We start from the raw sequence: 23,902 nt of genomic DNA, 5'->3' as shown, positions 1-23,902 counted from the left end.
CTTGGCTAGAGGAAATAACGAAAAATAGCAATAAAAGGTAACGCTTTAAAACCATAGACAATATTTTCGATGAATCTTTATATTAAATAATAGAGTAACAGAGCTGAAAGAAAAAGTTCAATAAACAAATATCTTGGAAAAAGTCCGAAAACGTCAAAAATAATCACTTACTTAACACTTTCAATCATCGTTTGTTAAACAATGCAGGCGTTATATTAAAAATGGTAGTTTTTACGTCCAGAAAGCGCATGTGAAAGCGTGTTGCCATCAACAAACTCTAATTCACCGCCAACAGGAACACCGTGGGCGATTCGAGAGATGGCTACTTGGTATTTTTTAGACAATTCAGCAATATAATGTGCCGTCGCCTCGCCCTCTACCGTAGGATTTGTCGCTAAAATAACTTCTTTGAATTGATTTTTAGCAAGCTGAGACTCTAAAATATCAAGCCCCAAATCATCAGGACCTATACCATCTAATGGCGATAAATGTCCCATGAGAATAAAATATAACCCTTGAAACTCTCCGGTTTGTTCTATGGCAATAACATCAGCAGGTGTTTCCACGATACAGAGTTGTTCACTAATTTTTCTTTTTGGGCTTAAACAAATCTCACAAAAATCCGCTTCGGTAAAGGTTCGACATTGTTGGCAATGGCCTATATTATCCATAGCTGAAGCTAAAGATTCTGCTAGTTTTTTACCACCAATTCGATTTCTTTCTAATAAATGAAACGCCATTCGTTGTGCCGACTTAGCACCAACACCAGGCAAACATTTAAAAGAATGGATAAGCTCTTGTACCAAAGGACTAAATTTCATAAATCTCAACAACGCTTGGTAGAAAAGCCGATAGTCTAACTGAGTTTCACAATAATATTAATCATTTTAAATGCTGAATTGGCCTTTAAAGAAAAATTTAATGTGCCAACCACTTCTTCGAAACTAATATGTTATCTTCAATTAATATACTCGCTTCAAACATATCTCCTTTATGAATAACGCCAACGCCTTTTGGTGTTCCTGTCATCACAACATCACCATCCTGCAAAGTCATAAACGTTTGAATTTCTGCTAAAATTTCATCGGGTTTGTACATCATCAATTCCACACCACCTTGTTGTATTATCTGGTTATTGATTTTAAGTTGTACGCACATCGTCGACGCTATATTTTCTATGGCAATAAATTCACTAAATACTGCCGAACCATCAAAAGCTTTAGCTCGTTCCCATGGTAACTTTTTAGCTTTTAATTGACTTTGCAAGGCTCTTTTTGTCAGATCTAACCCTACTCCAACTGCGGAAAAACGCCCCTGTTGATAAACAAAACAAATTTCAGCCTCGTAATGCAATGGCTCTTGGTGACAGGCTGTTAAAGTCGTTGAAATTGCTGAATTCGGCTTTAAAAAAATAACCATTTCATCAGGGATTTCATTGCCTAGTTCAGCGATATGTTCTACATAATTACGTCCTATGCAAACAATTTTACTTGGTACGATAGATTCATTCTCGAGTGAAATATTTTTCATGCGTATTACTTTCATTAATTTAATTTGATTTAGTTTGATTTAGTTTGATTTAGTTTGATTTAGTTTGGGAATCTGTATGGTAGTGAAATAAAAAATAAAGCACACCTATAATATTAAAGTACTGGTTCAGTCACTAAATACTCATTTAGTACTTTAAAAAGCATATTTTGCTCGGTGGGTTTTGGTACCCAAGCATTAAATCCTTTTTGTAAATAAAGTTCAACATCGGTTGTCATTACATTTGCCGTTAAAGCGATAATTGGCGTTAAATTGTCTTGTTCTCTGATCTGTTGACAAGCACTAATACCATCAAGTATCGGCATTTGAATATCCATAAATATTAAATCAGGTGAACACGATTTATGTGATGCTATTGCCTCGACTCCATTACTAGCAACGACAAGATTTGCGTGTGTTGCGGCTAACATTGTTTTTATGATGGTTTGATTGATCCGGTTATCTTCAACAATCAAAATAGTTTTATTTATAAGTGTTGGTGTTTCTAAATCTACGGTATTTTTTGCAACACTTGTTGTTTTTTTCAATGGTAATAAAACCGTAAAAGTACTTCCAAGGCCAATTTCACTGTGCACGCGAATAGTTCCACCCATTAACAGGAGCAACGATTGAACAATAGAAAGTCCGAGCCCTGTGCCACCAAACTTGCGGGTGATAGAAGAGTCTTGTTGTTCAAATCGTGAGAAAAGTGTTTTTTGATTTTCTTCAGTCATACCTATGCCAGTATCGGCTATTTCAATACAAATGTTTGCCGTGTTTTCCACCATTTGCTCATGACAATGAATGGTAATATTACCTTTCTCAGTAAATTTAAATGCATTCGATAATAAATTAATTAAAATTTGCTTAATTCTTATGTCATCTCCAAGCCAATACGGATGTATATTTTCTATCGTCCAAAAAAAATTTAAGCCTTTATCTTGTGGTATGTTTTGCACATTTTGAATGGTCTTTTCAAATAGCTTTGGAAAATCAAAGGGCTTTATGTCTAATGCTAACTTTCCTGCTTCAATTTTAGAAAAATCTAAAATATCATTAATCACTACAAGCAAACTTTCACCAGATGAAATAGCGTTTTCAACGTGATCTTTGCCTTTTTCAGATAAGCTCTCCTGTTTTAGCAATTGTAATGAACCATAAATACCATTTAGCGGTGTTCGAATTTCATGGCTCATGTTTGACAGAAAGTCACTTTTTGCTTTATTGGCGGACTCGGCATTTAATTTTTCGATTTGCAACGCTTTATTTTGTAAAGCGATCATTTCGATATTTTTCGCCAAATCATTATTCGTCTGTTTCAACTCATGGGTTTTACTTTTTACTAAGCTAAATAAACGCTTATTAAAAAACAATACTAAAGCTAAAGAACAAAATAAAAAGGCAATAAAAGATAATAAGTAATAATATATCTGGCGTTCTTCTTCAGCTGACTTCGCCAAATAATCATCAATTAATAATCCTTCAGATGATGCGTTTTGAGGCACCATTTTTAAGGTTCGGTAAATATTAGCAATTCGTTGAAATCTTTCAGGATAAATAGTCCCTATAGGAATCAACTCTGGGCTGATCATGCGAGCGGTATTTCTGGCTTCATATTGCAACTTATCATTCGTTTGTTGGAAATTATATTTACTTTGAATAAGAGCAATGATTTCATCTTGATTTTTCAACGCATATTGCCAGCCTTTAATACTAGCTTCTTTAAAAGCTAATGCTTTTTCAGGAGAGTTTTTAATATATTGCTCACTGGTAAATAAAAGATCGCCATAGAAATCAATGCCATAATTCACGGGATCGATAATATTTACTTTAATGCCTTTATCGGCAAACCATTTCGGCTGATTAGTTAAATAAACAGATAATGCATCCACTTTACCTTCTAATAAAGTTTCATTTTTAAAGCTATGTGGCACATGGGTAAATTGTTCGCTACTAATTCCAAGCATTGAAAACATAGCCGTTAAAGGAGCATCATCAATGCCTTTTTGATACATTACTCGTTTATTAATTAAATCTTCAGGCGATCGAATATCAGAGGATGATAAGGACAAAATAACTAATGGACTGTGTTGAAAGATACTCGCTAACACCACCACTGGGTTACCTTTCATTCGATGTAAAACAATACTTGAATCTGAAATGCCAAAAGTTGCACGCCCCGAAAGCACCTCTTCAACAGGTGATGTTTTTTTATTATGCTCTCTAATCTCTACATCAAAACCTGCTTCCTGATAATATCCCTGCTCAAGGGCGGCATAAAAACCAGCAAACTGAAATTGATATTCCCATTTTAATTGCAATACTACGGGATCGTTTGCAAGGGATTTTAATGAGGAAAAAACCAGTAAAAAAAACACTAAACATTTTGACATGTATACAACTTACCAATCTATTTTGATTATGATGATAATTTAATAATAGAGCACACTATCTATTTTTCATTAATTATTATCATATTAGATGTTATCAAATTAATAATTAATGAACATGATACCACTTCAAATAATGCTACGATAAATGACTAACAATAAATGCCTGATAATCAGATTGACTATAACTTAACAACAACCATAGTAAAACAATGAAATTTCAAAGGTGTCAACTCATTGTTTTATTTACTTTTTTATCTCAAGAAGGGCTTGCTCAGCCCTGTCACACTTTAACTAGATAAAAGTGGATGTAGGAGACTGGCTAGCATCCAAAGGTAAAACTGTCACCATTAAGTCGTGAAAGCAGGTCAGTGATAAAACCATAGAAGGGTTTGATGAATATAATAATCTGTGGTGAAAAAGGGTAAAGTTTCACGCTAGAATTTCACAAGCATGATTGCTATTAAAACTCATCAACTAGCGCTTTTTTTATACCAACGAATTAATTCTTTTTGATCAGCGGGTGCATCAAATCCGTCATGTATTAAACTAGTTGCTTGCTCAGCTAATAATTGTTCTGCTTTATTCTCCACTTTTTCTAGCATGGCGTAAAACTGCAATAACTCTTCTTCAGATAAAACACTTTCTAACTGTTTTGAACGCGCTTCCATCGCTCTAACAACCTGATGATAAATCGTTTTCCCTTTGTCGTTTAACAGTAAGTTTTTAACATTTTTTTTGTGGGAATCCGCTTGGGTTTTAATGAGATCTAATGATAAAAGCTTTTTTACCGCTCGACTTACCGTATAAGAGTCTAAACGTGATTGATAAGCAATATCAGCCGACTTTATCGGCATATAAGAACCAATATTAAGTAACACGCGCATTTCTCTTGGATCAAGCTCAGATAGGTTTCTAATTTTCCAGTCACGATTCAACGCGAGTAAATTACTTACCACCGCTACCCGAAAAGGTAAATGGTTAGAAAGGTCTAACGGATTTTCATTGTCTTTAGTCAATTCAAAGGCTTGACTTCTAGCTGAAGGTTTAATGTTTATCACCTGTTAGTTTATTATGTCTTGGTTATATTCAATGATATATTACGGCACCGTTTCGCCATTTCTTGCTTCGAATAATCGGTACCAATCTTCCCGTGAGTAATCTAAATCGAAGGCCACTTTTGCAGCATCAATTCGAGCGGGTGTTGTTGAACCAATAATCGGAAAAATACCTGCAGGATGTAATAACAGCCACGCTAAAATTATTTGCCAAGGTTCACAATGATATTTTTGCGCTTGTTGATTTAATTCATCTGCTATGCGTTTTTCATCTTCAACCTTAAAGGTATTGCCCCAAGCAGGATAAGCGACACCACCTAATGGGCACCAAGCGATTGGGGTTATTTTATGTTGTTGGCACTGATCTAATGTGCCATCAAGTAGCGTGTCAATGTTATGAATATTAATTTCAACTTGATTAGCCACCAAAGGCATCGACATCACTGAGCGCAATAATTCAACCTGACTTGGTTTAAAGTTACTCACACCAAAATGCTTCACTTTGCCGCTAGCTTTTAAAATAGCAAAAGTTTCAGCAACTTCATGAACATTCATTAAAAAGTCGGGGCGGTGAAGCATAAATAAATCAAGTTGTTCAACACCTAGGCGACCTAACGAGCCATTAACACTTTCTATTATATATTGCTTAGAAAAATCATAACGTGTCGGCGCATAATCACTTTGCTCTTTTTTCGGTCGAATGCCCGCTTTGGAAGTGATCAGAATGTCATCTCTTAAGTTCGGAGATTCTCTTAGTATCTCACCAAATAAACTTTCACACGCGCCGCCGCCATAAATATCAGCATGATCAAAATGATTAAAACCAGCTTCTATAGCACTAAGAATGGCTGCTTTTCCCTTTTTCCGGTCGGCTGAGCTATTATCTCCAGAGATACGCATACAGCCATAAATAAGACGAGAAGAAGTAAATGCTGTATGTTTTAAATGCTTAAATTGCATAATATAACCTTAAGAGAATCCGAGAATTAATGATTAAAATAAGTATTCAACTATTGGTAAATACCTTTGCCATATTAACGTATATCTTTAAGATTTTGCTAATAAATATATCGCATGAAACGATTAAATTAACTATAAGCCATTCATCACTAAATCAAACGATGACTTATCTAAATAATTTGCACGTCGATTTTTCCTTTGTCGAAAAATATATTTATATCATGCCAAGTGAAATAATAACGCTCTCATTTTTATATCGTATACTCATTTTTTTGATTGATAACAAAGATAGTCCTGCACATCACAAGCATAGCTTGATATATTAGTCGCCATTAGAATAAAACACTTTTTAAAAGGCTGTATTGTGGAACATTTTGTTTGGAACATAGATCCCGTTATGCTTGCTCTTGGACCTATTACCATTCATTGGTACGGTGCCATTTTCGCGAGTTCAATTTTTGCTGGTTTGTCTTACATGAAGTGGATATATCAACAAGAAAATCAGAATGTTGAATCCCTCGATAATTTATTAGTCTATGTCGTTATTGGGATTATTGTTGGCGCTCGACTCGGACATTGCTTCTTTTATGAGCCGAGTTATTACTTTGCCAATCCACTCAAAATACTTGCGATCTGGGAAGGCGGTTTAGCAAGTCACGGTGGCGGATTGGGCGCGATTATTGGCAGTTATTTATACACGAAAAAAAATCCACTCAATTTTCTTTGGTTACTCGACCGATTAGCTATAGCAACCGCCCTGTTTGGCATTTTTGTACGCAGCGCCAATTTTGTCAACGCCGAAATAATAGGTAAAGCAACCGATGTGCCTTGGGCGGTTATTTTTCAGCGTGTTGATAATGTTGCCAGACACCCTGCACAACTTTATGAAGCTCTCGCTTACGGTTTAATATTTATTACCTTAACCTTCGTTTATAAGCTGACCAAAGCAAAAACCTATCAAGGTATGTTATTGGGCATGTTTTTGATCATGACCTTTACGGCACGGTTTATTATTGAATTCTTTAAACAACAACAAGCCGCTTACACCATGGAAACATCCTTAAATACCGGACAAATGCTCAGTATTCCGTTTTTCATTGTCGGTGTTGTGTTAGTTATTTGGTCGATAAAAAATAAGGTTAATGGGTAAACATGGCAAAAAAATACTATGTCGTTTGGAAAGGTGCTAAAACGGGTGTGTTTGATAACTGGGCCACGGTGCAAAATTTGACAGCTGGTCGTAGTGATGCTCAATTTATGGGCTTTCCATCTCAAGCCGAAGCAGAGGCTGCTTTTGCTGAAAGTTATACCAAAGCGTTAATGAAGCGCTCATTATCAAAAGCTGGCAGTTCATCGTCTTCAACATCATCTACTGCACCGATAAAAACGAGTTCAGCAAAACCGGCAAGCACTTCCCGAACGGTCAGTAATGATGCTGATATTAACATTTATTGTGATGGCGCTTGTTCACCTAATCCTGGCAAATCAGGCACTGGCATTGCGGTTTATCAACAATCATCACTGATTGAGCTTTGGTACGGTTTATATGAAGCAAATGGTACAAATAATACCGCTGAATTAAACGGCATGCTTGAAGCCTTTAAACTGGCTAAGACGTTTATTAAGCAAGATAAACATGTGCAAGTGTTGTCTGATTCAAAATATTCAATCGACAGCATTACCAAATGGGCGGCTGGTTGGAAGAAAAAAGGCTGGAAAAAAGCCGATGGCCAACCGATTAAAAACCCCGAATTAGTACAAGCGTGTTTTACGCTTTATCAAGAAATTAAAAACAATATCACTATCAAACATGTAAAAGGCCATGCCAACATCGAAGGGAATGAATTGTCTGACAGAATGGCGGTGTTAGGTAGAATGAAGCAAGAGGCTCGTTTAGTAAAATATACTGGCGAATTAAATATTAAAGAAATATTGGCGATGCCGTCTGGTTAAAAATCAAAAAACGGTCAGTATTAACTGACCGTTTTTTGTTGTAAAACTTAGCTAATAGTAATTATTTAATCAGCACTTGCTATGCTTTTAGCAAATTCTCGGGCTTTTTCTAAATCTTCGGGCGTATCAACCCCTTCTACGGGTAAACGAGATTCAGCAACATCAACATGTATTTTTTCACCTTGCCAAAGTACACGAAGCTGTTCAAGCGATTCAACTTGCTCTAACTGACTTGCTGGCCAGTTAACATAGTCTTTAATAAAGCCGGCACGGTAAGCGTAAATACCGATATGTCTTAAGTAAAAATCACCAATATCGGTAATATTGTCATTATTTAAAAATCGTTCACGATCATAAGGAATAGTCGCTCTACTGAAATACAAAGCATAGCCATCTTTATCACATAACACTTTAACCGCATTAGGGTTTAATGCTTCTTCAACATCGTTGATATGCACAGCAAGGGTTGCCATTCGGGCTTGTTGTTGGTTAGTGCGTTGTTGATTAGCTAAGTTTTTAGCCACTTGCGCGATGTTTTCTGAGGGAATAAAAGGCTCATCGCCTTGCACGTTTACAATCACCTGATCATCATCAAATTGATAGTGTTCCATTACTTCGGCTAAACGCTCAGTGCCTGATTGGTGATCAGCACGGGTTTTACAGACTTCGCCACCAAAACGCGTCACAACCTCGGCAACCTCATCATTATCGGTTGCTACTATCACTTTTTTAGCGCCACTTTTTTCTGCTTTTTCGACCACCCATTGGATCATTGGTTTACCTTGGATATCAGCTAATACTTTTCCCGGTAAACGAGATGATTGATAGCGCGCAGGGATCACAACAACAAATGACATAATTATTCCTATTTATAATTGACGAGAAAACGTTTAAACGTTTTCATCTTCGCTCACGCGTCGCGCTTCGCTTTCTAATAACACCGGAATATCCTCAACAATGGCGTACGCTAAACGGTCAAAATTGCAGACTAATTCTTTCTGATCTTTTTTATAATCCAATTTACCTTTGCAAACAGGACACGCTAAAATTTCCATTAACTTAATATCAAAAGCCATTTTTCTTCTCTTTTTATTTGTTCAATTATTTCATTGTTTAAACATTGAATCGTGAAAGATCATTTTCAATATTTAACGTTTAACTTTTCAATCTTGTATACACCATTAAATCGGATTAAGTAACTTCGTCAACTCGGTGATCAGCGTCTCGTTAGCTTGCTCAGAAAAACGTGCCTCAACTGGCAAATACCACCAATTTTCTTGCGCAAAATCAGTACACTTTACCGCATCTTTTTCTGTCATTAATAGCGGTAGTTTAAGATTTTTTTCATCAGGTTCTTTAGCTTGCATTGGCTGATCAATATCGTCAAACAGAGGGTGCTGATACGCTTGATGATCAACAAAACCTTGCTCCTTATTTATCGAAAAACCAAGTTCAGTTAAATAACTAAAAAAACGTTGCGGGTCGCCAATTCCAGCAATCGCATTTACCTTTGGCTGCTCTTTGATAAAAACAGCTAAATCTTTTACTTCACCACTTTTCACATTAACCATGCGATGGGCGGTTAATTGCATAAAGTGTTTAACGGTTTTACTCTTCGTTATACTCTTATTTAACTGATTCGCTAAGTCTTGGTAATCATCACTGTTCACGCCGTTTACGATTATCGCATCTACGCTATTTAATCGTTCTGTGGTTTCACGCAAAGGGCCAGCAGGTAATAACAAGCTATTGCCAAACAAACGTTTGCCATCTACCACTAATAGTTCGTAATCACGTTTTAATCGATAATGTTGCAAACCATCGTCACTAATGATGATTTGACAGCCCTGCTCAATTAAAAGTTTGGCTGCAGCAATACGATCAGCGCCAACGACAACGGGCACCTGGCAGCGTTGGTAAATAAGTATTGGTTCATCGCCAGCTTCAAGTGCGCTACTTTGCTCAGTAAGCAAATAAGGATAGTACGGAGCTTTGCCGCCGTAACCACGACTCAAGACACCAACGTTAATTCCTTGCTTTGAAAGCTGTTCTACCAAATATAACACAACTGGCGTTTTTCCATTACCGCCGACGCCAATATTGCCTACCACAACAACAGGACATTCAAGGCGAATACTTTCTTTGATTCCGAGCGAAAATAACAGACGTCGCAAAGCAGACAATAACCAAAACAGTAAGCTAAGAGGCAACATTAGCGGTACTAACCACCATTTGGCGGCATGACCTTGAAACCACACTTTTTCGATTAAACGCATGAACTGACCATTCGCCTAACTTTCCATTTATTCATTTTCTTAAGCATCTGCAGAGCCAAATTGAAAACGGTGTAGTTGGGCATAAGCCCCCTCTTTTGCAAGTAAGGTTTGATGATCGCCCTGTTCGATAATTTTACCTTGTTCCATTACGATAATTTTATCGGCGCTTTCAATAGTTGATAAACGATGAGCAATCACCAAACAGGTTCGATTTTTTTGCAATTCGGTCAGCGCATCTTGTATATGTCGCTCTGACTCTGTATCTAACGCACTGGTTGCTTCATCTAAAATCAAGAATGGCGCATCACATAACAAGGCACGAGCAATGGCGACACGTTGACGCTGTCCTCCAGATAATAACGCGCCGTTGTCACCTATATTGGTGTCTAGGCCTTGCGGTAAATTGTCAGCAAATTCTAAGACATGCGCTTTTTTCGCCGCCGCGGTTATTTCTGCTAGCGTCGCTTCAGGTTTACCGTAAGCGATATTATTAGCCAAAGTATCGTTGAAAAGAACAACCTGTTGAGACACATAAGCGAATTGTTTGCGTAAATCTTTTAAGCGATAATCAATAATATTGGTGTCATCAATTAATACTCGACCTGATGTTGCATCATAAAAACGCAACAATAATGAACTGGCTGTTGATTTACCGCTACCAGAACGCCCCACCAACGCGATAGTTTCACCCGAATTTGCAGCAAAGTTAATATTAGTTAACGCTGGTTTTTCATCCCCCGGATAAGCAAAATTAACCGCTTCAAAAACTAACTTTCCTTGCGCTTTTTCAATGGCAATAGTGCCACGATCTTTTTCTTTATCTTCATCTAAAAGCGCAAAAATACTTTCAGACGCTGCCATGCCTTTTTGAAATTCGCTATTCACATTGGTTAATAATTTCAGGGGTCTTAGTAACATCGTCATATAAGTTACGACTCCCATAAATACACCGGCAGTTAAGTTTTCAACAAATCCATCAAGATTGGCTAAATAAAGCACAAAGGCTAAGGCAAACGAGGCAATAATTTGGATCAGTGGCACACTGGCGGATTTAGTCGCCACCATTTTCATTTGTTGTTGACGATTGTGTTTATTGATTTGACCAAAGCGTTCATTTTCTCGGGTTTGACCATCAAAAGTCAGTACCACTTTATGACCGTTAAATGTTTGCTCGGCAGCTTTGGTTACTTCCCCCATCGCATTTTGAATATTCTTGCTGACTTTTCGAAAACGACGAGACACAACAGTAACAATAACCGCGATAATCGGGGTTATCACTAAAAAGATCGCAGATAACTGCCAACTTTGCCAAAACATTAACACTAAAAGACCAAAGACAAACGCTCCTTGCTGCACTAGCGTTAAAAGAGATTTACTACTTGCTTGCAGTACTTGCTCGGTATCAAAAGTAAGTTTGGAGATTAGCGTGCCGGTCGAAACTTTATCATGATAAGCCACCGGCATTGACATCACATGCTCAAAAATACTTTGTCTTAGATCGGTAACCACATTATTACCCACCCAAGCTAAACAATAATTACTGAGAAAATGAAAGATGCCGCGAAAAATAAAACACACCACAACAAAAACGGGTGCCCATTTCATAAATTCAGGATTAGCGCCAGATAAACCCTCATCAATTAATGCCGGTAGTTTAGAAAGAAAATAGACATCAATTGAGGCATAACCTAGCATGGAAAAAATAGCAAAAATACCCGCACTTTTATAGGCTTTGGCATAGCCCATTAAACGTTTAAAGTTTTGCCAAGTATTTTCTTGGGCTTGATGATGCTCACCACTCGTGTTTTCTGAGCTTGTATTTTCTGATTTAGTGTCAGCTTGACTCGACATTCAATTCTCAATGACTTAAATATTAATTACTTAGCTATTTTAGCCTTAATTGCTGCTGCAACCAAGGCAAGATTTCGATGGGATAAATAAATTAGTCAAAAAAGTAATGTTAATAATGAAACACCTATTCGACTGAAGAGGAATATTTTATCGCTATTAGCTTTACAGTAAATGATGTTTTGCAACTTTTATTCGCACATCTTAATTCGCAAACCAGAACGGCCAAAGGTCTTGTCGTTGAGTTTTCACCTCTATATTTTCTGGTGTGATAATAAATTGGATCATGCCAAGTTCAGCTGTATTAAAGGTCGTTATATCGTGTTGATGATATCGCTCAACCACTTCTGCAACAGGCATTTTCCAGCGATTTAAGTAACCTGCGCTAAAGACTGCATACATAGGTGAAACCTGTTGAATAAAAGTATTTGATGAGGATGTTTTCGAGCCATGATGCGGCACAATCAAAATATCTGCTTTAAGTATTGTTTGATTCTCCCTCTCCTTTAAAACATATTCGTCAATTAATGTTTGTTCAATTTTTTGAGAAATATCACCCGTTAATAAAACACTGGTTTTACCATCAGATATTTTAATCACGCATGAATCATCATTATCACTGGCTTGAGGAGTATTAGGCCAGAGAAACTCGATCGTTAAATGCTGCCAAATAAGCGTATTTCCCGCCAAGCAGTGAGCACTTTTAATATTGAACTTGGGCTTTTTTAACGCAGCTTTTTTTTGATACTTATTCTGATATTTCTTTTGATATTTGAGCTGTGCTTTATCCTGAGAGTCATTAATAATATTATTGTTATCTGCACTATAACTATCTTTATTGTAATAAAGCTCAGCAACCTTAAACTTATCGGTTAACAAAGATAATCCTCCTGCGTGATCGTTATCATCGTGACTAATTACCAATTTATCAATCCTTTGATAACCTTGGCTGATCAAATACGGCTCTATCACCGCCTCAGCCATTGAAAAACCACTCGGGAAGCTTGCGCCTGTATCGTAAACCATCACTTGATTTTGCTTAACTATATCTGCCCTATTTTGGTCATGAATAAAAAGAGTATTTTTCTTAGCAAGATTAGTTTCAATGATAATCGAAAGTCCTTGACCGACATCCATCACATTAACTTGCCAAGATGCATCTTGCACATCTTGTTTTGCAAAAGAGGTTAATCCCAATATGACAAAAACACTGCAAAAAAGCAGTGCGATCCCCTTATTCATATCAAGAATAAAGAAAAAGAAAATAAAACAGGTAAGCGCAATTAGATAGCACCACTGTATAACCGAAACAGTAATCGTTGCGACTGAAAAATCACTCAGCCAAGTTAAGTATTGCCAAAGTAACGATAAACTTAGCAGTGATGCATCGATAAAAAACCGTGCGATAACCTCACTCACTGGCGCAAAAACAACCGCTAATAAACTTAACGGTATTGAAGTAATACTCATCCAAGGTACAGCGACTAAATTTGCCGGCAATGCTAATAACGACAATTGATGACTAAACTGAACCGTAATAGGCATCATCAAAAATATCAGGCCAATTTGTAGGTAAAACAAAGCCGTTAACCACTGTTTGCTTTTGTTTAACCAACTTTTTTCTGTGACTTGCTGCTTAGAAAAAACCCGACGAAAACGCCATAACAACACAAAAATGGTACAAACGGCATATAAAGATAACCAGAAACTACTTGAAAATAAGCTAAAAGGAGTAAAAAGGATGATGAAAAAAATTGTCAGGAGAATTAACCGTGTAACACTGAACTTAATCCCTATCGCTTTGGCTGCCCAATAAAACAAAAGCATGATTAATGCCCGTGAGGTAGGCACAGAAAAGCCCGCTAAATAACTATAAAATAATACCAAGATTAACGTCAGAGAAATAACGATAACTTGATGATTGCTCAGTAACGCTTGTTGTTTCAACTTTCCAGGAAGTAATAAACTTAAAGGTAAAATAGTGATTAGCCAGCTAAAAAGTAGATAACCTCCGCCCGCTACTAGGCCTAAATGTAAACCAGAGATTGCAATAAGGTGTTGAGTGGCGGTATTTTTTAAGACATGCCAATGACTTTTGTTGAGTTGACTTCGTTCACCAAACATTAATGCTAAAGCAATCGGCGATAGTTCATGCGCCGGCATCAGCGCCGTTATTTTTTGATACAGCAGATGACGGAGCGAAATACTATTTTCGAGCAAAATATTGTTATTAACATTCGCATTATTCGTGAATAGTGTTTTAGCCTGCTTAGATTTCTGAACAAAATTAGTCTTAGGCAAAGATACAGGTATAGATGTAGTTTTAACATTTCCTTTATCGTTCAACACATAACCCGTGGCAACCAAATGGTTTTTCCGTAACCAGCTTTGATAACTAAATCCACCGCTATTTGCTAACCCATGTGCCGGCTTTAACCGAACCTTGAATTGCCATTGTTGCCCTTGAACCAAATAGTTAACCTGTTGATGAGCTGAGCTTTTCCATGCCAGTCTTACGCTCTGCTCACCTTCTAGCTTTTCGTCATTCACATGAGAAATATCAAAGTTAAAGCGCTGTGTGTTATTACTAAGTCGAGGAATGGTCGAGATCTTGCCCTTAACAATTAATGCAGCGCTAGCACTATTTACTTTTGTCGGTGTAAAACTAAATTTTGCTTCTTGGTATATAGCGCCGTGATACAATAACCACGCACCGCCCAATAAAAATCCCGTATATTTACGCGTTTTGGGCCAGCAAAATAGTGCGCTTGCAAAAACTAAACTCAAAACAACGCAAAATATAGTTGGCACTGTTGTCAAAAACAGTGACAATAGCGCACCAAGAAAAAATGTGATTAACCACCAATCCATAGTGATTGCTTTCCATAATTTGTGAGTGTATGCCTAAAAAATTCATTAAAAAATTTATGCCTGATCACCATACAATCAAAAACAATAAGCATTTACAGATTTTTGGCGATCTACTTCACAACGGAAATTTATGGCATTTAAACAGACGTTCAGTCGCTAAAGCTTTTGCTGTCGGTTTATTCTTTGCATTTATTCCGGTGCCTTTTCAAATGGTTTTATCAGCAGGCATAGCCATTATAGTACATGCAAACTTGCCGCTTTCAATTGCCATCGTTTGGATCACTAACCCATTGACAATGCCGGCAATTTTTTATTTTTGCTACCTGGTAGGCACTTGGATACTTGGTGCATCAGAAAAAGCCTTTGTTTTTGAAGCTAGCTGGCAATGGCTCGTTGATAGCGTTTCCACTATTGGTCCCGCTTTTATCTTAGGCTGTGGTGTATTAGCTACAGTATTTTCAATTATTGGCTACTTTGGTATTCATGCGCTTTGGCGTTATTCAGTAGTTAAAGAATGGAAAAAACGACTGACTCGAAAAGTGACCAAGTAATATAAAAATCCAGCAGTTCAAAAATCCTAATAATAAAAGAATCCAAGTAAGTCCCATCATAATTTAACTGAAGTGATTAATGTTGTGTTGTTAACACGCTTTCGCCTTCTTTTAAATTCTCACATGTATCGTCTTACCTGCAATAAAAAACCATCAACCATTGTTATTTTATCTACTTTTCACAATGGGAAAACCTCACCTTTATCCTGATCTAAACACCCAAATGTAAAAATTCAGTTAAATTATATTGTATACAATTTAAAAATATAGTAATTTATCGGCAGTACATTTATTAAACAAATTAATTTTTCGATATCTGTTTACAAAGATAACTCGATAGAAGATGTACTTAATAACTATAAAAAAATAGAAGGTTAAATGATGATAAATAAAATAATGTTAGCAACGAGTCTCTTGCTAGTTGGTGCAAATACCAATGCAAGCCAAGTGAATAAGCCGCCACAAAAAGCACCTCAAATCGCGCAGCATCACCATGGGATTCATGAAAAAATAAACGAGAAAGCACCGACTAAAAAGTCAAAATATCAAGTTGAGCCCCATAAATTTAAACCAATAGATAGCCCCCCTCACCATTATAAAAACAATACATCGCAAGATAATCTTAAAGCTAATCAAACAGCAAACGCTACAGGCTGTGATTTAAGTCAGTTTTCAACAAGTAACAGTAATAACTTAATCTCTCAGCTCAAAAGCCAAGGGGTAAATTGCGTTAATGATCTGTTTACAGCGTCTGAAAACATCCAAATGAATGCTTTTACATCAGAGAATATGGTGGCCGTTGCCAACCATGTAAAAACATTATCTGATAACTATAATGGCGGCGGTGATGCTGATATTGAAGCCTTGTTTTTATATCTACGTGCCGGTTATTACGTAGAATTTTATAACGACAACGTCACGTTAGCCTCTTGGGTGACTGCTTCGGTAAAAGATGCAATCGATGCATTTGTTAACAATGCTAATTTTTATCAAAACAATGACGCCCATGGTAAAACGCTTTCTGAAGTAATTATCACCATGGATAGCTCTGAGCAGCAGGATGTTTATTTACCGGTTGTGAAAGAATGGTTGGCTCGTTGGGATCAATCCTACGCGGATAAATGGTATATGCGTGGCGCGGTCAATGGCATTTTTACTATTTTGTTTCGCGGCCAATATAATAACAACTTTACCAACTTAGTAGCGAATGACAGTGAATTAGTGACTTTGCTAAAAGATTTTGTTTTACAAGAATGGATGGTTAATAGCGATGCTGAATATTTAGCTGCGAATGCCGCACGAGAGTTAGGTCGATTAAAAATGTATAACGGCACGATTCAAACCAATGTCAACACAGCTCTATCGGCAGTATTTAATGCTAATTACCAACTTTATGGCTATGGCGATGCAATTTGGTTAGGCGCTGCTGATACTGCAACCTATTATGGCGATTGTAGTAGTTTTAATATTTGTGGCTATATTGATCAACTTGAAGCACAAGCATTGTCACAATTGCACGTTTGTAGTCCGACAATAAAAATTCGTTCGCAAAACTTAACAAGCATTCAACAAACTTCTGCTTGTCAAACCATGGCCGCCGAAGAAAGCTTTTTCCACAGCAGTTTACAAACTAACAATACGCCGATTCCCGGAGACAACAATTCGCAGCTTCAAGTAAATATTTTTGATAGCTCAAATGATTATGGAAAATACGCCGGTCATTTATTTGGCATCAACACTAACAACGGTGGTATGTATTTAGAAGGCGATCCTTCAAATGTGAATAATATTCCCAACTTTATTGCATACGAAGCCAGTTACGCAGAGCCTGACCATTATGTGTGGAATTTAGAACACGAATATGTGCATTACCTTGACGGTCGTTTTGATTTATATGGTGATTTTTCAACGCCAACGGAAGACGTTGTTTGGTGGTCTGAAGGTATTGCTGAATATATTTCAAAACAAAACAATAACCCAGCGGCTATCGATACCATTTTTGATGGTTCAACTTATAGCTTAGCACAAGTGTTTGCCACCAATTACGACGGTTTTGATCAAGACAGAATTTATCGCTGGGGTTATTTAGCCGTTCGCTTTATGTTTGAAAATCATTTTACCGAAGTTAAAGCAATGATAGCAGAAACCAGAGCAGGAAATTGGAGTGCGTACAAAAATAGAATCAATACTTGGGCGGCAAACTACAGTATTGAATTTACCAACTGGACACAAGGGTTAAGCAATAACCCAAGCGATAATATAGCACCAACCGCATCATCTAATGGCGCATACAGTGGCACAGTTAATCAATCAATCGACTTTTCAAGCCAAGGCTCAACAGATACAGACGGTACCATTGACAGTTATTTATGGAACTTTGGTGACGGCTCAACAAGTACTTTAGCTAATCCTAGCCATAGTTATAGCAGTATTGGTAATTATACCGTTTCACTGACCGTTACTGATAATAATGGTGCAGCACATACTGACTCAACAACGGCAGCAATCACCGATAGTAATACCAGTAATGTGTTAATTAATAAAGCGTGGTTAAATATTTCAGGTGACGAAGGATCAGAATCACTTTTCACCATTAATGTACCTGCCGGTGCTACCAGCTTACGTTTTGATACATCAGGCGGAACAGGTGATGCCGATATGTATGTGAAATTTGGCAGCGCGCCTACGACGTCAGATTATGACTGTCGACCATATCAAGGCGGTAATTTAGAAAGCTGTATCATGGATAACACACAATCAGGCATTTATTACGTAATGATCCGTGGCTACAATGCTTATCAAACCTATTTAATGGCAAGCTTTGAAGCACCAAGCACCACGACTATTATTGATGCCTGTGCGACGCAATCGCCTATCACCAGCGGTAGAGTTGAAGCAGATCAAGCCGTGTGTTTAGGTAATGCAGCAAATATCTGGTTAAGTGTGAGTGATGTTAATGCCCACAACAGTATCGCAATTATCACCGGTCATGGCAGAAATAATTTAGATATTGAGTTTAGTAATACCGGCTGGCCAAATGGTACTAATAACGATGGCGCTTCAGCAAACCCAGGTAACAACGAATGTATTTATTTAACGAATTTAACACAATACTGGGGATATATTAAAGTTTCGGGTGATGCTGAAAATGCATCTTTAGTCGTGCGATACGATACCAGTGGTTGTCAGTAAAACGGTTCAGTTATTAGTCTAAAGTTAACTTAACCACCTAGTAACTTAGTAACTTGATCAGTAAAGCCATATTCACTCACCCAGCTCTTTGAGGAATATGGCTTTTTCTTTCTTAAAGCGAACGCAATTAGGTGAAATGAATTAAAGTTGGCCAAGCACTTGCGCAGGATCTACTTTCGTGGCACGCCATGCCGGATAAAGTGTCGCAATAAAAGTCAAAAATAATGCCGTTGAAATAGTAACAACCACATCACTTTGATTGACATAAGTAGGTAAGAAGTCGATAAAATAAACATCACCTGATAAGAATTTTACGCCGATAAAGTTTTCAATCGCCGTCGAGAATTCGGTTAAATTTTTAGCTAAATAGACTCCTAAACCACCACCGACAACACAACCAAGTAAACCATTGGTAATGCCTTGTAAAATAAACGTTAACATAATGGTAGATGAACTTGCCCCCATGGTTTTTAAGATAGCAATATCACTTTTTTTCTCATTTACCGACATGATCAAAGTTGAAACGATATTAAAACTCGCCACCGCTATCACCAAAACTAACACCACAAACATCACCATACGAACCAATTGAATATCGTTATATAAATGACCTTGCGTGCGTGTCCAATCATAAATATATAAATAACTATCAAGGGTATAAGCAACATTTCGTGCGATTAGTGGCGCATTAAAAACATCATTCACTTTCAACCGAATGCCTTGTACTTCTCCTTGTTGAAAATGAAGAATATCACTGGCTAGTTTTAAAGACACATAGGCTTGATTACTGTCTATTTCACCACCAAATTTAAACACTCCTACGATAGTTAAATTTCGTTTTGTTAGCGCACTAATTTGTTGATTCGTTTGCTTACCCCGTTTTAATGGAGGCAAAAGCATTTGTACGGTATCACCAAGCTCAAGATTTAGCTTTTTAGCGATTCCTGCGCCTATCACTACGCTGTTTTCTTGGTTTAAATCTTGCCAATTGCCTTCAGAAATATAATCACCAATACTTGAAACGGTTAATTCTAGTTGCGGATCTACCCCTCTTAATTCTAACCCTTTTAAATTAGCTCCTTTTTGCATCATGCCTTGCATTTTGATCACAGGTGCTGCGCCAATTACTTCAGGGTTTTTATTAATTTGCTCAATAACGGCTTGCCAATCTTCCATCGGCTCATTCACAGAAATTAATTCACTGTGCGGCACGATAGAGAGTAGATGCTGAGCCAATACTCTCTCAAAACCGTTCATGGCGGAAAGCACTAAAATTAAAATCATAACACCTAAAGTAATGCCAAGTGTTGACGAGGCTGAAATAAACGAGGTAAAGCCTTTACCTTGTCGATTGGCAATATATCTTACCCCTAAAAAAACACTTAACGGCTTAAACATTATTCGCTATCCGCTAATGGTTTAAGTTGGCCGTGATCGAGTTGCAGTTGACGATCCATTTTTGCCGCTAAGGTTAAATCATGAGTAACAATAACAAAACTGGTTTGTACTGTATTATTAAGCTCTTTTAATAACTGATAAATTTGCTCAGCCGTATCAAAATCTAAATTACCTGTGGGTTCATCTGCCAGAACTAAGGCTGGCTCTGTAACCAGTGCTCTGGCAATAGCAACGCGTTGCCTTTCTCCACCAGATAATTCAGCAGGACGATGATGACTACGATGCGCCAAGCCAACTTTTTCCAACATAGTGTTCGCTAAAGCTTGTGCGGTTTTAACACTATCTCCTCTAATTAATAAAGGCATAGCGACATTTTCAAGGGCAGAAAACTCCATCATTAAATGATGAAACTGATAAATAAAGCCAATATGCTGATTGCGAAAAGCCGCTTTTTCTTTATCCGAAAGCTGGTGAATATTAATATCATTAATAAATACCTCACCAGAGGTAGGAGTATCTAAACCTCCCGCTAAATGTAAAAAGGTACTTTTACCACAACCTGAACTGCCTACAATTGCCAGTAATTCACCTTTTTTAACCGTTAAATCAAGACCATGTAAAACAGGTGTTTCTACTTTCCCTTGGAAATAGGATTTTCTTAATTGATTACAATGTAAACCATTACTCATTACGAAGTACCTCGGCAGGTTGAGTATTTGACGCTCGAAACGCCGGATATAAAGTCGCTAAAAAACTCATTAACAATGCTGAACAAGCAATAATAATGACATGATTAACTTGTAAATCTACGGGTAATGCTTGTGAAGTATACCCCGCCCCTAACACATTCATATCTAGAAACGATAGTAAGGTATTTAAATTCAAGGTGATGAAGACTCCCGCTATCGTACCTAAGGCAACACCCCAGACTCCATTGATAACCCCTTGACTGATAAATATTTTGACGATGCCAGCTCTGTTCATGCCAAAGGTTTGTAATATTGCAATTTCACCTTGTTTATCAATGACCACCATCACTAACGCAGAAACAATATTAAATGCAGCCACAGCGATGATTAAACTTAACATCAACCACATCATATTTTTCTCCATTTTAACGGCAGAAAATAACACCCCTTGGCTCTCATTCCAGATTGTGAAATTAAACTGACTTAACGAAGGGGGAATATTATTGACCACTTGTTTCGCCCGAAACGCATCATCTAAATATAACCTTAACTGGCTGATTTCATCAGCTTTCTTTCGTAATAATTTCGCCAAATCACGGCCATGGACATATACCACACTATCATCCACTTGTGAGCCGATATTAAACAAGCCAACTACAGTAAAGGTGCGTTGCACAGGAATGCGCCCCATGGGAGTAAACGTGGTTTTATTCGGTAAAACAACCCTTATTTTATCGCCAAAAACTACGCCTAACTTACGCGCTAAAGCTTGACCAATTACCACAGAATAAGGGGATTTTTCTAACGATAAAAAATCGCCAGTAATCATACTTTGACTAACAAGGTTTTGATTTTCTTGCTTAGGAAAAACACCTTGTACTTTCACACCTTGTAATGTGCTATTCGATAAAACTAACGCTTCATTTTCAATAATAGGGGTGACACGTTCAACATGAGGAAGGATTGACAGTTGCTGTTTAACGGTTTGCCATTGCTTAATGGGCTGATTATCTTGTTTATCACTAACAATAACATGGGGCACTATACCTAAAATTCGTTTTTTAAGTTCGCCTTCAAAACCATTCATCACCGAAACAACCGTGATAAGTGCTGCAACGCCAAGTAAAATACCAATAATTGAAAAAAAGGTAATAAAGGAAACGAAACCAGAAGGATTTCTGCTTCTACTATAACGAAGACCAATAAAAAAACTAACAGGATGAAACATTGAGTAATCTTTTACTTTATTAACGTTGTGTTTTTAATACAAATTTTTAATTGCAAAAGCATATCACAAACCAACATTCATTAACGAATTATTCGTTTGATGAGATTAATAAAACCATTGGCGTTAACGCAGGCGATGCGATGCATATTGGGCCTTAGCAACAAAAAATAGCTAACTGATTGTTAAATCGATAAAACCATAAAAATGCCAGTAAAGTTACTGGCATTTTTTGATTCACTTAAACTCAGAACTCAGAACTGAGACCTGAGACCTAAGAACTGAATCTAAATTAATTTATCAAGCAGTTACAGTTACACTTCCACTTACAGATAGACAGTTATTCTAAACGACTTAAGCCAGGAATATCAGCAAGATCAAAGTCATCTATTTGCTCAGGAGATGAAAACTTATTGATATAGGTTTCATACACTTTTGAATGAACAAAGATATCGAATAAATCAGGATCTAAACAATTTCTTTTCACCATATTTCCCATAATAGTTAAACATTCGCTCACTTGTTTCGCTTTCTTATAAGGTCTATCTGCTGAAGAAAGTGCCTCAAAGATATCGGCTAACGCCATTATTCTTGCCGGAACCGATAATTGCTCTTTGGTTAAACCTCTAGGGTAACCTTTGCCATCCATGGTTTCATGATGACCTAGTGCATATTCAGCAACATTTTGCATATGTTTTGGAAATGGCAAGCCTTCTAAAATATCAAGGGTTACATCCATATGTCGTTGAATAACTAAACGTTCTTCGGTATTTAATGTGCCACGTTTAATACGCAAATTATAACTTTCATCTTCAGTTAATAACGGCTGTAGAACGCCGTTAATACGAATATTATATTGCTTTGCAATTGTTAAAATCCGCGCTTCATCTTCATCGTGTAAAAATTCGCCGCCAATGTTGACCCTCTGTAAAAATTCTCGATCACTATTAAGTTGTTCTTGCTCTGAGGTTTGTGCTTGTTCTAATGCCTTTAATAGCTCAGCATTACCTTCTTTCAAAGCAGTAATCATTTGTTGTTGATATTTGATATCAATGTCACGGCTAACAATTTCAAGCTTTGCCAAAACATAATCAATTCGATCAAATATCGCCTGCAGTTTCGTTGATTTATCAATGACATGATCGGGTGTCGCCACTTTTCCACAATCATGAAGCCAGCCCGCAATACCAAGCTGATACATTTCATTTTCAGAAAACCTTACCGATGCCAGTGGACCTACGGTTTCTTCATGTACGGCTTTAGCAAACATTAAGGTTAATTCAGGAACTCGTTTACAATGCTCCCCAGTATGTGGCGATTTTTCATCAATGACTCTGGCAAGCGTTTGGATAAAGGATTGGAAGAGATCTTCTAGATTTTCTACTAATGATTTATTTGTTAAGGCAATCGCGCCAACCGAAGCAAATGAAAGGCATTGGTGTTCAATCTCTTCTGAAAATGGCACGATACCATCTTCATTTTGTGCGTTAATTAACTGAATAACACCAACAATTTCATTGGCATGGTCTTTTAATGGAAACGTCAGCATCGATTGAGTGCGATAGCCAGTTTCTTTATCCATTTTTCTTGCAGCACTAAAATCAAACGGTAAGGTATCGTACACGTCGGCAATATTAATAACCTTACCACTAGTTACTGCATTGACCACCATAGCGGAAGAATTGGGCTTACCATCTATCATTAACGGGATACCAGCAAAATTGACAGGATTATTAGAACTACCGCCTAAATGTAATCCTAGCGTGTTATTTATCACCGTTTGAAACTCTAATGTTTCATTACCATTAACTAGATAAATAGTACCCGCATCAGCATTAGACACATCAATAGCTGCTAATAAAATTTTCTCAAGCAGCAAATGTGTATCTTTTTCGCCATTAAGTTGTACACAAATATCAACTAACTGTTCATGGGCTGATTGATATTGATTCTTCTTTATCATG

Annotated in this window: 18 protein-coding genes; 4 read left to right on the top strand and 14 right to left on the bottom strand. The window is 37.2% G+C overall.

Translation table 11 applies throughout. The features are described 5' to 3' along the window. Positions 1–215 precede the first annotated feature (215 nt). The 5 genes from recR to Q4493_RS14965 all read right to left on the bottom strand — a co-directional run bounded on the left by recR (position 216) and on the right by Q4493_RS14965 (position 5,935). Positions 216–821: a recombination mediator RecR gene (gene recR / locus Q4493_RS14985; protein ID WP_303454294.1), complete on the bottom strand. Its 606-nt coding sequence runs from the start codon at positions 819–821 to the stop codon at positions 216–218. 97 nt (positions 822–918) lie between these two features. Beyond that, positions 919–1,530, bottom strand: coding sequence for a fumarylacetoacetate hydrolase family protein (locus Q4493_RS14980; RefSeq protein WP_303454291.1), 612 nt, complete (start codon positions 1,528–1,530; stop codon positions 919–921). A 113-nt stretch (positions 1,531–1,643) separates the two neighbouring features. After that, positions 1,644–3,920, bottom strand: coding sequence for an ABC transporter substrate-binding protein (locus Q4493_RS14975; protein ID WP_303454288.1), 2,277 nt, complete (start codon positions 3,918–3,920; stop codon positions 1,644–1,646). Between the two features lie 470 nt (positions 3,921–4,390). Continuing rightward, complete coding sequence (locus Q4493_RS14970; protein WP_303454285.1) at positions 4,391–4,978, bottom strand: MarR family winged helix-turn-helix transcriptional regulator; 588 nt, start codon at positions 4,976–4,978, stop codon at positions 4,391–4,393. A gap of 39 nt (positions 4,979–5,017) precedes the next feature. Then, a complete protein-coding gene (locus tag Q4493_RS14965) occupies positions 5,018–5,935 on the bottom strand; it encodes an aldo/keto reductase family oxidoreductase (RefSeq protein ID WP_303454283.1) in 918 nt (305 codons plus the stop codon). A 364-nt stretch (positions 5,936–6,299) separates the two neighbouring features. Between Q4493_RS14965 and lgt the strand changes: the two genes are divergently transcribed. Then, complete coding sequence (gene lgt, locus Q4493_RS14960) at positions 6,300–7,085, top strand: prolipoprotein diacylglyceryl transferase (RefSeq protein WP_303454280.1); 786 nt, start codon at positions 6,300–6,302, stop codon at positions 7,083–7,085. Between the two features lie 2 nt (positions 7,086–7,087). Continuing rightward, entirely contained in the window at positions 7,088–7,888 is an 801-nt protein-coding gene (locus tag Q4493_RS14955) for a ribonuclease H family protein (protein ID WP_303454278.1), read from the top strand. A 65-nt stretch (positions 7,889–7,953) separates the two neighbouring features. Here the strand turns inward: Q4493_RS14955 and kdsB are convergent, their stop codons facing one another. From kdsB to Q4493_RS14930, 5 genes are all read right to left on the bottom strand, one after another. Beyond that, positions 7,954–8,745 carry a 3-deoxy-manno-octulosonate cytidylyltransferase gene (gene kdsB / locus Q4493_RS14950; protein ID WP_303454276.1) on the bottom strand — a complete coding sequence of 264 codons (792 nt, stop codon included), beginning with the start codon at positions 8,743–8,745 and terminating at the stop codon, positions 7,954–7,956. Positions 8,746–8,778: 33 nt separating this feature from the next. Continuing rightward, on the bottom strand, positions 8,779–8,964 hold the full coding sequence (locus Q4493_RS14945) for a Trm112 family protein (protein WP_303454273.1): 186 nt from the start codon (positions 8,962–8,964) through the stop codon (positions 8,779–8,781). A gap of 105 nt (positions 8,965–9,069) precedes the next feature. Further along, positions 9,070–10,164 (bottom strand): tetraacyldisaccharide 4'-kinase, encoded by a 1,095-nt coding sequence (lpxK, locus tag Q4493_RS14940; protein WP_303454270.1) that lies wholly within the window; start codon positions 10,162–10,164, stop codon positions 9,070–9,072. A gap of 39 nt (positions 10,165–10,203) precedes the next feature. Further along, positions 10,204–11,910 carry a lipid A export permease/ATP-binding protein MsbA gene (gene msbA / locus Q4493_RS14935; protein WP_303454378.1) on the bottom strand — a complete coding sequence of 569 codons (1,707 nt, stop codon included), beginning with the start codon at positions 11,908–11,910 and terminating at the stop codon, positions 10,204–10,206. Between the two features lie 306 nt (positions 11,911–12,216). Next, on the bottom strand, positions 12,217–14,883 hold the full coding sequence (locus tag Q4493_RS14930) for a DNA internalization-related competence protein ComEC/Rec2 (RefSeq protein WP_303454268.1): 2,667 nt from the start codon (positions 14,881–14,883) through the stop codon (positions 12,217–12,219). Positions 14,884–14,912: 29 nt separating this feature from the next. Here Q4493_RS14930 and Q4493_RS14925 point away from each other — a divergent pair, with 29 nt between their 5' ends. Both Q4493_RS14925 and Q4493_RS14920 read left to right on the top strand, forming a co-directional pair. After that, on the top strand, positions 14,913–15,434 hold the full coding sequence (locus Q4493_RS14925) for a DUF2062 domain-containing protein (protein ID WP_303454266.1): 522 nt from the start codon (positions 14,913–14,915) through the stop codon (positions 15,432–15,434). A 381-nt stretch (positions 15,435–15,815) separates the two neighbouring features. Beyond that, positions 15,816–18,626: a collagenase gene (locus Q4493_RS14920; protein ID WP_368506789.1), complete on the top strand. Its 2,811-nt coding sequence runs from the start codon at positions 15,816–15,818 to the stop codon at positions 18,624–18,626. A gap of 141 nt (positions 18,627–18,767) precedes the next feature. On the opposite strand, the gene lolE is transcribed toward Q4493_RS14920, so the two are convergent. The 4 genes from lolE to Q4493_RS14900 form a co-directional block, all read right to left on the bottom strand. Next, positions 18,768–20,024 carry a lipoprotein-releasing ABC transporter permease subunit LolE gene (lolE, locus tag Q4493_RS14915; RefSeq protein ID WP_303454260.1) on the bottom strand — a complete coding sequence of 419 codons (1,257 nt, stop codon included), beginning with the start codon at positions 20,022–20,024 and terminating at the stop codon, positions 18,768–18,770. Then, a complete protein-coding gene (gene lolD, locus Q4493_RS14910; RefSeq protein WP_303454258.1) occupies positions 20,024–20,713 on the bottom strand; it encodes a lipoprotein-releasing ABC transporter ATP-binding protein LolD in 690 nt (229 codons plus the stop codon). Before lolD ends, lolE begins: the two co-directional genes overlap by 1 nt. Further along, positions 20,706–21,941, bottom strand: coding sequence for a lipoprotein-releasing ABC transporter permease subunit (locus Q4493_RS14905; RefSeq protein WP_303454256.1), 1,236 nt, complete (start codon positions 21,939–21,941; stop codon positions 20,706–20,708). Before Q4493_RS14905 ends, lolD begins: the two co-directional genes overlap by 8 nt. Positions 21,942–22,278: 337 nt before the next feature. Beyond that, positions 22,279–23,901 (bottom strand): HD domain-containing phosphohydrolase, encoded by a 1,623-nt coding sequence (locus Q4493_RS14900; protein ID WP_303454254.1) that lies wholly within the window; start codon positions 23,899–23,901, stop codon positions 22,279–22,281. Between the last annotated feature and the right edge of the window lies 1 nt (position 23,902).

This window comes from Colwellia sp. 1_MG-2023 (genome assembly GCF_030546755.1).
Classification (GTDB): domain Bacteria; phylum Pseudomonadota; class Gammaproteobacteria; order Enterobacterales; family Alteromonadaceae; genus Thalassotalea_H.
Note: the sequence above shows the minus strand (reverse complement) of the source record. Positions and strands in the feature narration are given on the sequence as shown.

What these genes read in the sequence shown, in the direction of transcription:
- Q4493_RS14920 (WP_368506789.1), top strand. Translation starts at nt 15,816, where the DNA reads ATGATAAATAAAATAATGTTAGCAACGAGTCTCTTGCTAGTTGGTGCA.
- Q4493_RS14945 (WP_303454273.1), bottom strand. Translation starts at nt 8,964, where the DNA reads ATGGCTTTTGATATTAAGTTAATGGAAATTTTAGCGTGTCCTGTTTGC.
- Q4493_RS14930 (WP_303454268.1), bottom strand. Translation starts at nt 14,883, where the DNA reads ATGGATTGGTGGTTAATCACATTTTTTCTTGGTGCGCTATTGTCACTG.
- lpxK (WP_303454270.1), bottom strand. Translation starts at nt 10,164, where the DNA reads ATGCGTTTAATCGAAAAAGTGTGGTTTCAAGGTCATGCCGCCAAATGG.
- Q4493_RS14925 (WP_303454266.1), top strand. Translation starts at nt 14,913, where the DNA reads ATGCCTAAAAAATTCATTAAAAAATTTATGCCTGATCACCATACAATC.
- msbA (WP_303454378.1), bottom strand. Translation starts at nt 11,910, where the DNA reads ATGGGCTATGCCAAAGCCTATAAAAGTGCGGGTATTTTTGCTATTTTT.
- Q4493_RS14905 (WP_303454256.1), bottom strand. Translation starts at nt 21,941, where the DNA reads ATGTTTCATCCTGTTAGTTTTTTTATTGGTCTTCGTTATAGTAGAAGC.
- Q4493_RS14975 (WP_303454288.1), bottom strand. Translation starts at nt 3,920, where the DNA reads ATGTCAAAATGTTTAGTGTTTTTTTTACTGGTTTTTTCCTCATTAAAA.
- lolD (WP_303454258.1), bottom strand. Translation starts at nt 20,713, where the DNA reads ATGAGTAATGGTTTACATTGTAATCAATTAAGAAAATCCTATTTCCAA.
- recR (WP_303454294.1), bottom strand. Translation starts at nt 821, where the DNA reads ATGAAATTTAGTCCTTTGGTACAAGAGCTTATCCATTCTTTTAAATGT.
- Q4493_RS14980 (WP_303454291.1), bottom strand. Translation starts at nt 1,530, where the DNA reads ATGAAAAATATTTCACTCGAGAATGAATCTATCGTACCAAGTAAAATT.
- Q4493_RS14965 (WP_303454283.1), bottom strand. Translation starts at nt 5,935, where the DNA reads ATGCAATTTAAGCATTTAAAACATACAGCATTTACTTCTTCTCGTCTT.
- Q4493_RS14955 (WP_303454278.1), top strand. Translation starts at nt 7,088, where the DNA reads ATGGCAAAAAAATACTATGTCGTTTGGAAAGGTGCTAAAACGGGTGTG.
- lolE (WP_303454260.1), bottom strand. Translation starts at nt 20,024, where the DNA reads ATGTTTAAGCCGTTAAGTGTTTTTTTAGGGGTAAGATATATTGCCAAT.
- kdsB (WP_303454276.1), bottom strand. Translation starts at nt 8,745, where the DNA reads ATGTCATTTGTTGTTGTGATCCCTGCGCGCTATCAATCATCTCGTTTA.
- Q4493_RS14900 (WP_303454254.1), bottom strand. Translation starts at nt 23,901, where the DNA reads ATGATAAAGAAGAATCAATATCAATCAGCCCATGAACAGTTAGTTGAT.